The organism is Streptomyces sp. BRA346 (assembly GCF_052851135.1).
In genome coordinates this window covers 1-10,163 of sequence record NZ_JAIWIH010000088.1, presented here as the reverse complement: position 1 = coordinate 10,163, position 10,163 = coordinate 1, and the positions used below count along the sequence as shown (strand labels likewise).

The 10,163-nt window shown below is 74.1% G+C and carries 3 protein-coding genes; all 3 read left to right on the top strand.

All coding sequences use genetic code 11. The features are described from left to right. A partial coding sequence (locus LCH29_RS43205) for an SDR family NAD(P)-dependent oxidoreductase (RefSeq protein WP_446467165.1) occupies window positions 1-2,444 on the top strand: 2,444 nt, incomplete at its 5' end. Next, the gene (locus tag LCH29_RS43200; protein ID WP_446467164.1) at window positions 2,441-8,215 is read left to right on the top strand and encodes an SDR family NAD(P)-dependent oxidoreductase; all 5,775 of its coding nucleotides are present in this window, start codon (window positions 2,441-2,443) and stop codon (window positions 8,213-8,215) included. The genes LCH29_RS43205 and LCH29_RS43200, both read left to right, overlap by 4 nt. Before the next feature lie 61 nt (window positions 8,216-8,276). Next, a partial coding sequence (locus LCH29_RS43195; protein WP_446467163.1) for a type I polyketide synthase occupies window positions 8,277-10,163 on the top strand: 1,887 nt, incomplete at its 3' end.

Below are 10,163 nucleotides of genomic sequence, written 5' to 3'. Positions count from 1 at the left end.
GCGGCCTGGACCGGTTCCTGACCTCGCTCGCGGAGCTGTGGGTCCAGGGCGTGGACGTCGACTGGACGCGGGCCTTCGCGGACACGGGCGCCTCGCGCGCGGACCTGCCCACATACGCCTTCCAGCGCCGCCGCTACTGGCTCGACGCCCCCGCCACCGCGGCGAGCCGGGCAGCCACCCTGCCTGCCGATCAGGTCGAGGAGCGCTTCTGGGAGGCGGTCGAGAGCGGCGACCTGGAGTCGCTCGCATCGACCCTCGACGTCGAGGGCGAGGCGCAGCAGTCGTCGCTGGGTGAGCTGCTGCCCACCCTCTCGTCGTGGCGCCGGCAGCGTCGTACCCGGTCCACCGTCGACGGTTGGCGATACCGGGTCGCCTGGAAGCAGGTGCCGGAGGGCGCGTTGACGGACGAGGTGCCCACTGCCGGAACGTGGCTGCTGGTGGTCCCCTCCGGGCACGCGGAGGACCCGTGGGCGACCTCCGCATCCCAGACGTTGTCCCACGGCGGAGGGACGGTCGTCCCGCTCGTCTGGGACGCGGCCGACGGCGACCGCGCCGGGCTGGCCGCCCAACTCGCCGAGGCCCGCGCCCGCCACGGTGACATCAGCGGCGTACTGTCGCTGCTCGCGCTGGACGAGGACCCGCATCCGCTGCATCCCGTGGTGCCGCGTGGCCTGGCGGCCACGTTGCGGCTGGTGCAGGCGCTGGGTGACATCGACGGGGACGCACCGCTGTGGCTGGCCACGCGGGGCGCGGTGGCCACGGGCCGCCCGGACGGCAACGGCACCGCCGTCAGCGCGGCGCAGGCGCAGATCTGGGGTCTGGGCAGGATCGTCGGCCTGGAACACCCGCAGCGCTGGGGCGGATTGGCCGACCTGCCGGAGGCGCCCGACGCCCGCACGCTGACGCGGCTGCGCGGCGTACTGACCGGGGGTGTCAAGGCGCCGGACACACCGGCCGGGGCCGCGGAGGGCGTCGAGGACCAGGTCGCGCTGCGCGCCACGGGCGTGTTCGCGCGGCGGCTGGTGCACGCGCCGCTCGGGGACGTACGGGCCGTACGGGACTGGAAGCCGCAGGGCACGGTCCTGATCACCGGCGGGACCGGTGCGCTGGGCGGGCACGTGGCGCGCTGGATGGCGCGGCGCGGCGCCGACCATCTCGTCCTGACCAGCCGCCGTGGCCTGGACTCTCCGGGCGCCGGTGAGCTGCGGGACGAGCTGACCGCGATGGGCGCCAGGGTGACGGTGGCCGCGTGCGATGTCGCGGACCGCGCGGCGCTCGCCACGCTGCTGGAGGAGTTGCGGGCCGACGGTTCTCCCGTGCGGTCGGTGGTGCACACGGCAGGTGTGGCGCCGAACGCGAGCCTCGACGCGACGGATGTCGCCACGCTCGCCGAGGCCGCGTCGGGCAAGGTGTCGGGCGCCGTCCACCTCGACGAGCTGTTGGCCGGTGAGGACCTGGACGCCTTCGTGCTGTTCTCCTCGAACGCCGGTGTCTGGGGCGCCGGTGGCCAGGGTGCGTACGGCGCGGCCAACGCCCACCTGGACGCGCTGGCGCAGCGCCGCCGCTCCCGGGGGCTGCCCGCGACGTCCGTCGCGTGGGGCGCGTGGGCCGGTGCGGGCATGCTGACGGACAGCGGGGCGGAGGAGCACATGACCCGGCTCGGCGTCCTGTCGATGGACCCGCAGCTGGCGATGGAGGCGCTCCAGCTGGCCCTGGACCACGACGAGACGTGCGCCGTGGTCGCCGACGTGGACTGGGCGCGCTTCGCCCCCGCCTTCACCGCCGCTCGGCCGCGGCCGCTGCTGCACGACCTGCCCGAGGTGCGCCAGGCGCTCCAGGAGGGCACGGCGGCGAACACCCCCGACGCCGACGGGATCGACGGTGCCGACGGGGCCGGGTCGCTGGCCGCGCGGCTCACGGCGATGACGGAGGCCGAGCGCGGGCGCACCCTGCTCGACCTGGTGCGCTCCCACGCCGCCGCCGTACTGCGCCACGACGGAACGGACACGGTGGGCGAGGACCGGGCCTTCAAGGACCTGGGCTTCGACTCGCTCACCGCCGTCGAGCTGCGCAACCGGCTGCAAGGCGCCACCGGGCTGCGGCTTCCCGCGGCGCTCGTCTTCGACCATCCGACCCCCGCCGACCTCGCCGCCCACCTGCGGGCACAGCTCGTCGGAGGCGCGGTCGGCAGCGGGGAGTCCGCGATCGCGGAGCTCGACAGGCTGGAGGCGGCGGTGTTCTCGATCCTCCCGGAGGACGAGGACACCCGGACCGCCATCACCTCGCGGCTCCAGCTGCTCCTGTCGCGGCTGGGCGACGCCCCGGACGACACCCTTCCGGGCGGCGCCGCGCCGGACGAGGGACCGGCCGTGGAGGAACAGCTGGATACGGCGACGGACAACGAGATATTCGACTTCATCAACCGGGAGTTCGGTAAATCATGACGGGGAACGAAGACAAGCTCCGGGAATATCTCAAGTGGGTGACGGCCGACCTGCACAAGACGCGGGCGCGCCTCCAGGAGCAGGAGGCGGCCGAGCGCGAACCCATCGCGATCGTGGCCGTGAACTGCCGTCTTCCCGGGGGTGCCGACTCGCCGGAGGGGCTGTGGCGGCTGCTGTCCAGCGGTACCGACGCCGTATCCGCATTTCCCACCGACCGGGGCTGGGACATCGACGCGCTGTACGACCCCGACCGGGAATCGGGAAAGCCGGGCACCAGCTATGTGAAGGAAGGCAGCTTCGTTCACGATGCCGCCGAATTCGACGCGGACCTCTTCGGGATTTCGCCGCGTGAGGCCCTCGCCATGGACCCGCAGCAGCGGCTCATCCTCGAGGCGTCGTGGGAACTGGTCGAGCGCGCCGGAATCGACCCGTCGTCGCTGAAGGGCAGCCGCACGGGGGTGTTCGTCGGCGGCACGCCCTCCCACTACGGCCCGCCCCCCGAGGCGGTGCCCGAGGACGTGGCCGGTTACGTGGTCACCGGCGGTTCGGGCGCGGTGCTCTCGGGGCGCCTCTCGTACGTCCTCGGCCTGGAAGGGCCCGCGGTGACGGTGGACACCGCCTGCTCGTCGTCGCTGGTCGCCCTGCACGAGGCGGTGCACGCGCTGCGCCGCCGGGAGTGCTCGCTGGCCGTGGCCGGGGGTGTGGCCGTGCTGTCCACTCCGGTGGCGTTCGTGGAGTTCAGCCGTCAGCGCGGGCTCGCCGCGGACGGGCGCTCGAAGGCGTTCTCCGACGCGGCCGACGGCATGGGCTGGGGCGAGGGCGTGGCGGTGCTGCTGCTGGAGCGGCTGTCGGACGCGCGCCGCAACGGCCACGAGGTGCTGGCGGTGGTACGGGGTTCAGCGGTGAACCAGGACGGTGCGTCCAACGGTCTGACCGCGCCGAACGGCCCGTCCCAGCAGCGGGTGATCCGGGCCGCGCTCGCCAACGCCCAGGTGCTCGCCGCCGACGTGGACGCGGTCGAGGCGCACGGCACGGGCACCACGCTGGGCGACCCGATCGAGGCGGACGCGCTGCTGGCCACGTACGGACAGGGGCGCCCGGCGGACCGGCCGCTGTGGCTGGGGTCGGTGAAGTCCCACATCGGTCACACGCAGGCCGCCGCGGGCGCGGCCGGTGTCATCAAGATGGTCCTGGCGCTGCGCCACGGTGTGCTGCCGAGCACCCTGCACGCGAACGAGCCGTCCACGAAGGTGGACTGGTCGTCGGGTGCGGTGGAGCTGCTGACGGAAGCGCGGGAGTGGCCGGAGGCCGAGGGGCGTCCGCGCCGGGCGGGGGTGTCCTCGTTCGGGGTGAGCGGGACCAACGCGCACATCATCCTCGAACAGGCCCCGGAGCCGGACGCGGAGGCGGAAGCGGGCGAGGGCGGCGTACCGGAGGCGGCCCCGACCGTCGAGCTGCCCGCCGTGCCGTGGGTGGTGTCCGGGCACGGTGCGGCGGCCCTGCGCGAGCAGGCGGCCCGGCTGCTGGCCCGGGTCGAGGGCGACGCCGGTCTTTCGCCGGTGGACGTGGGCTGGTCGCTGGCGTCGGGCCGGGCGGCGCTGGAGCACCGCGCCGTGGTGACCGGTGGCACGCGCGCCGAACTCATCGACGGGTTGGGCGCGTTGGCGCGCGGCGAGGCGGCACCGGGCGTGGCCACCGGCCCCGATGAGACCGGTAGCGGCGGCCGGGTGGTGTTCGTGTTCCCCGGCCAGGGCTCGCAGTGGGCGGGCATGGCCCGGGGCCTGTGGGAGTCGTCGCCGGTGTTCGCGGCTCGGATGGAGGAGTGCGAACGGCTGCTGAGTGGCCTGGTCGACTGGTCGCTGCGGGACGCGCTCGACGACGAGACGGCGTTGGCACGCGTGGACGTGGTGCAGCCGGTGCTGTTCTCGGTGATGGTGTCGCTGGCCGCGGTGTGGCGTTCGTACGGTGTCGAGCCGTCCGCGGTCGTGGGCCACTCGCAGGGCGAGGTGGCCGCCGCGTGTGTGGCGGGTGTCCTTTCGCTGGAGGACGCGATCCGCGTGGTGGCGCTGCGCAGCCGTGCGCTGCTGGCGATCGCCGGTCGTGGCGGGATGCTGTCGATCGTGGCGTCGCAGGACTGGGTGCGCGAGCGGATCGAGCCGTTCGGCGACCGGATCTCCATCGCCGCGGTGAACGGCCCCAAGGCGGTCGTGGTCTCGGGTGACGCGGACGCCTTGCAGGAGCTGGGCGCCGTGCTGGCGAAGGCCGGGGTGATGCGGTGGAACGTCCCCGGGGTGGACTTCTCCGCGCACTCGGCCCATGTCGAGTCGCTGGAAGGCGAGTTGGCGGAGATCCTGGCCGGGGTGGAGCTGCGGGCCGCCGAGGTGCCGTTCTACTCCACCGTGACGGCCGCTCCGCTCAACACCGCCGAGCTGGACGCCGGGTACTGGTACCGGAACCTGCGCCGGCCGGTGCGGTTCGAGGAGACCGTCCGGGCCCTGGCGGACGACGGACACGGAGTGTTCGTCGAGGTGAGCCCCCACCCGATCCTGACGATGGGGGTCCTGGAAACCCTGGAGGACCCGGAGCGGCCCGCCCCCACGGTGGTGAGCACGCTGCGGCGGGACGACGGCGGGCTGGACCGGATGGTGGCGTCGCTGTCCGAGGCGTGGGTGCACGGCGTGGACGTCGACTGGCCCCGGGTGTTCACGGGCACGGGCGCGTCCCGGGTGGAGCTGCCGACGTACGCCTTCCAGCGGCGCCGCTACTGGCTGGACGCGGCCTACGGTGGCGGCGAGGCCGCCGTATCGGGCCTGGGCGTGGCATCGGCCGAACACCCGCTGCTGGGGGCGGCCGTGGAACTGCCGGACGCGTCGGGCGTGGTGTTCACGGGTCGGCTGTCGACGCGTACGCACGCCTGGCTGGCCGACCACGCGGTGGGCGACGTGGTGCTGCTGCCCGGCACCGGCTTCGTGGAACTCGCGGTCCGGGCCGGTGACGAGGTCGGCTGCGACGTGGTCGAGGAGCTGACGCTGCACGCCCCGCTGGTGCTGCCCGAGGCCGACGCGGTCTGCCTGCGGGTGACGGTCGGCGGGCTGGACGACTCCGGACGGCGCGAGGTGAGCGTCCATTCGCGGCCGGAGGACGCACCGCACGGCGACGAGTGGACCTGCCACGCCACCGGTGTGCTCGCCGCTGGTGCGCTCCCGGCCGGTGCGCAGGCGCGCGGTCCCGAGCCGGCCGCATGGCCTCCGGAGGGGGCGACCCCGGTCGAGTGCGGTGACCTGTACGAGGATTTGGGCGCCGCCGGGTACCGGTACGGCCCGGCCTTCCGCGGGCTGCGGGCGGCGTGGCGGCGCGGCGACGCGGTGTTCGCCGAGGTCGCGCTGGACGAGGACCAGCAGGCCGCCGGGACCCGTTTCGGCGTGCACCCCGCGCTGCTCGACGCGGCGCTGCACGCGGTGGGGCTGGGCGCCGGTGGCGCGCGGCCGCCGCAGGACGGCGCCACCACACCGGCGGTCCGGCTGCCGTTCGCGTGGCGCGGCGTGTCCCTGCACGCGGCCGGGGCGACGGCGCTGCGCGTGACGGTGTCGCCCGCGGCGAGCACGGACGCGGTGTCGCTGACGCTGGCGGACACCACGGGCCGTCCGGTGGCCTCGGTGGAATCGCTGGTCATGCGGCCGGTGGACACCGAGCAGCTGGAGAGCGCCCTCCGCACCCGGGGAGGGCTCCACGACGCGCTGTTCCGGGTCGCCTGGGAGGCGTCCGCCCGCCCGTCGGCGCACGAGCCCGGCGGCTCCGGCCCCTGGGCCATCGTGGGCGACGACGCGCTCGGCATGGCCTCCGCCCTGAGCCCGGACCTTGCCGTGGGTAAGCCGTACGGCGATCTCGAGGCGCTCGGCGCTGCCGTCGCCGACGGCGACACGCTGCCGCCGTTCGTGCTGACCGACTGCGGTACCGGGACCGGCGACGGGGGCACGGCCGCGGCCGTGCGGAACGCGCTGCACCGGGCGCTGGACGTCGTGCAGGCGTGGCTGGCGGATGAGCGGTTCGCGTCGGCCGGGTCGCGGTTGGTGCTGGTGACGTCGGGCGCGGTGGCGGCCCGGCCGGGCGAGGACGTGGCCGATCTGGCGGCGGCTCCGGTGTGGGGGCTGCTGCGGTCGGCGCAGACGGAGAACCCCGGCCGGTTCGTCCTGCTGGACACCGATGGCGCGGAGGTCTCCTGGGAGGCGCTGCCGGGCGCGCTGGCGTGGGCGGCGGGGCAGGACGAACCGCAGCTGGCGCTGCGGGCGGGCGAGGTGCGCGTACCGCGCCTGACCCGCGTATCGGCGCCCGTATCCGCTGCGGAGTCCGCTTCGGAGTCCACGGCCGATGCGCAGTCGGCCGCCGCGTTCGGCACGGGCACCGTCCTCGTCACCGGCGCCACCGGCACCCTGGGCGGGCTGGTGGCCCGCCACCTGGTGGTGGAGCACGGCGTACGGCACCTGCTGCTGGTGAGCCGCAGTGGCCCCGCGGCTCCGGGCGCCGACGCCCTGGCCGCGGAGCTGGCGGAACTCGGCGCGCGGCCCCAGGTCGTGGCCTGCGACGTGGCCGACCGCGACGCGCTGGCCGGGCTGCTGGCGGGCATTCCGTCGGAGCGTCCGCTGTCCGCGGTGGTCCACGCCGCGGGCACGCTGGACGACGGCATCGTCGCGTCCCTCACGCCCGAACGCCTCGACACCGTGCTGCGGCCCAAGCTCGACGCGGCGGTCCACCTGGACGAGCTGACGCGGGAGATGGACCTGTCCGCGTTCGTGCTGTTCTCGTCCGCGTCCGCCACCTTCGGCAGCCTCGGCCAGGCGAACTACGCCGCCGCCAACGCCTTCCTCGACGCACTCGCCCAGCACCGGCGGGCGCAGGGCCTCCCGGCGGTGTCCCTGGGCTGGGGTTTCTGGGCCCAGATCAGCGGCCTGACCGGCGACCTCACCGAAACCGACATCCGGCGCCTGGTACGCGGCGGCATGATTCCGCTGCCCACCGACCAGGCCCTCGAACTGCTCGACACCGCCCAGCACCTGGACGACGCCGCCCTCCTGCCCATCCGGTTCGACCGCGCCGCGCTCAGCCGCCCGGCGGACCCGGCCGCCATCCCCGCCATGATGCGCGGCCTGGTGCGCCTGCCCGCCCGGCGCACCGTGTCCGCAGGGAACGGATCGGGGTCGGGATCGGGGCCGGGCCCGGAGGGCGTGTCCGCCCTGAAGCGGCAGCTGGCCGGGCTGGACGAACCCGAGCGCAAGCGCACCCTGCTGGAGCTGGTGCGGACCCACGCCGCGAACACCCTCGGCCACGCCACGACGTCCACCGTCGAGCCCGGCCGCGGATTCGTGGACCTCGGATTCGACTCGCTCATGGCGGTCGAATTCCGCAACCGGCTGATGGCGGCGACCGGGCTGCGCCTGCCCGTCACCCTCATCTTCGACTACCCCACCCCCGCCGCGCTCGCCACCCACGTCCGCGCCGAACTGCCGCTCGACGGGGACGCGGACGAGGCGGCGGACCAGGCCGCGGCCACCGCCGCCGCGGAGCTGGACCGGCTGGAGAACGCGCTGACGGCCATCGCCTCGAACGAGGTCAGGCGCATGGAAATCATGGTGCGCATGAAGTCGTTCCTGGCGAAGCTGGGCGATGCGGGAGGGGCGTCGACACCGCAGGACGACAACGAAGAGGGCGATCTCGACCTGGCCTCGGACGACGAGCTGTTCAGCGCCCTGGAAAACGAGCTGAGGAAATCCTGACCCGACCACCACGGAATCCGGCCGTTTTCTTTCGCATGTCATTTACGGGGAGCTGATTCGCATGTCCAACGAGGAAAAACTCCGCACCTACCTCAAACTGGCGACCACCGACCTCCGCCAGGCCCGCCGCCGCCTCGACGAAATGGAGGCCAAGGAGTCCGAGCCCATCGCGATCGTGGGGATGGGCTGCCGCTTCCCCGGTGGTGTCCGTTCCCCCGAGGAGCTGTGGGACCTGGTCGCGAGCGGCACCGACGCGGTCTCGGACTTCCCGCCGGACCGTGGCTGGGACGCGGAGGACCTGTACGACCCGGACCCGGACCGGCAGGGCAAGACGTACGCCCGGGAGGGCGGTTTCCTCTACGACGCGGCCGAGTTCGACCCGGACTTCTTCGGAATGTCGCCCCGCGAGGCGCTGGCCACCGACCCCCAGCAGCGGCTGCTGCTGGAGACGTCGTGGGAGGCGATGGAGCGGGCGAGCGTCGACCCGAGGTCGCTGCGGGGCAGCCGGACCGGTGTCTTCGCGGGCGTGATGTACAACGACTACGCCTCTCGCTTGGGGACGGCCCCCGAGGGCTTCGAAGGACACATCGGCAACGGCAGCGCGGGCAGCGTCGCCTCCGGGCGGATCTCCTACACCTTCGGCTTCGAAGGCCCCGCGATCACGGTGGACACCGCCTGTTCGTCCTCGCTGGTCGCGCTGCACCTGGCGATCCGCTCGCTGCGCTCCGGGGAATGCACCCTGGCCCTGGCCGGTGGCGTCACGGTGATGTCCTCACCCACCATCTACGTGGAGTTCAGCCGCCAGCGGGCCCTGTCGCCGGACGGCCGCTGCAAGTCGTTCTCGGACGCGGCGGACGGCGCCGGATGGGCCGAGGGCGTGGGGATGCTGCTCCTGGAGCGCCTCTCGGACGCGCGGGCGAACGGCCATCGGGTGCTTGCGGTGGTACGGGGCTCCGCGGTGAACCAGGACGGCGCCAGCAGCGGCCTGACGGCGCCGAACGGCCCCTCGCAACAGCGCGTGGTCCGGGCGGCGCTGGCGAATGCGGGTGTGGCGGCTGCGGATGTGGACGCGGTCGAGGCGCACGGTACGGGGACGACGTTGGGCGACCCCATCGAGGCGCAGGCGCTGCTGGCCACGTACGGGCAGGGGCGTGCCGAGGGGCAGCCGCTGTGGCTGGGTTCGCTGAAGTCCAACATCGGGCATGCGCAGGCGGCGGCGGGCGTCGCCGGTGTCATCAAGATGGTGCAGGCGATGCGGCATGGGGTGTTGCCGCGGACCCTGCACGTGGACGAGCCGTCCTCGAAGGTGGACTGGTCGGCGGGCGCGGTGGAGCTGCTGACGGAGGTGCGGGAGTGGCCGGAGGCCGAGGGCCGTCCGCGGCGTGCGGGTGTGTCGTCGTTCGGGGTGAGCGGGACGAACGCGCACGTGATCCTGGAGCAGGCGCCCGAGACGGAGTCGGCGGAGACGGCCGACGTCGCGCCCGTGGCGGTGCCGTGGGTGGTGTCGGGCCGTGGCGCGGAGGCGTTGCGCGGTCAAGCGGCGCGGTTGCTGGCTCATGTCGCCGGGGACGCGGAGTTGTCGCCGGTGGATGTGGGCTGGTCTCTGGCGTCCGGGCGTGCGGTGCTGGAGAACCGTGCGGTCGTGACCGGTGGCACGCGCGACGAACTCCTCGATGGACTCCGCGCTGTGGCGCGGGGTGAGGAGGCCCCCGGGCTGGTCACGGGCGCGGCTGCGGGCGCTGGTGAGCGGGTGGTGTTCGTCTTCCCCGGTCAGGGTTCGCAGTGGGCGGGGATGGCGGTGGAGTTGCTGGATGCCTCGCCGGTGTTCGCCGACCGGATGACGGAGTGTGCTGCGGCGCTTTCCGGATTCGTGGACTGGAGCCTGCTGGATGTGGTGCGGCAGGCGCCGGACGCGCCCTCGCTGGACCGTGTCGACGTGGTGCAGCCG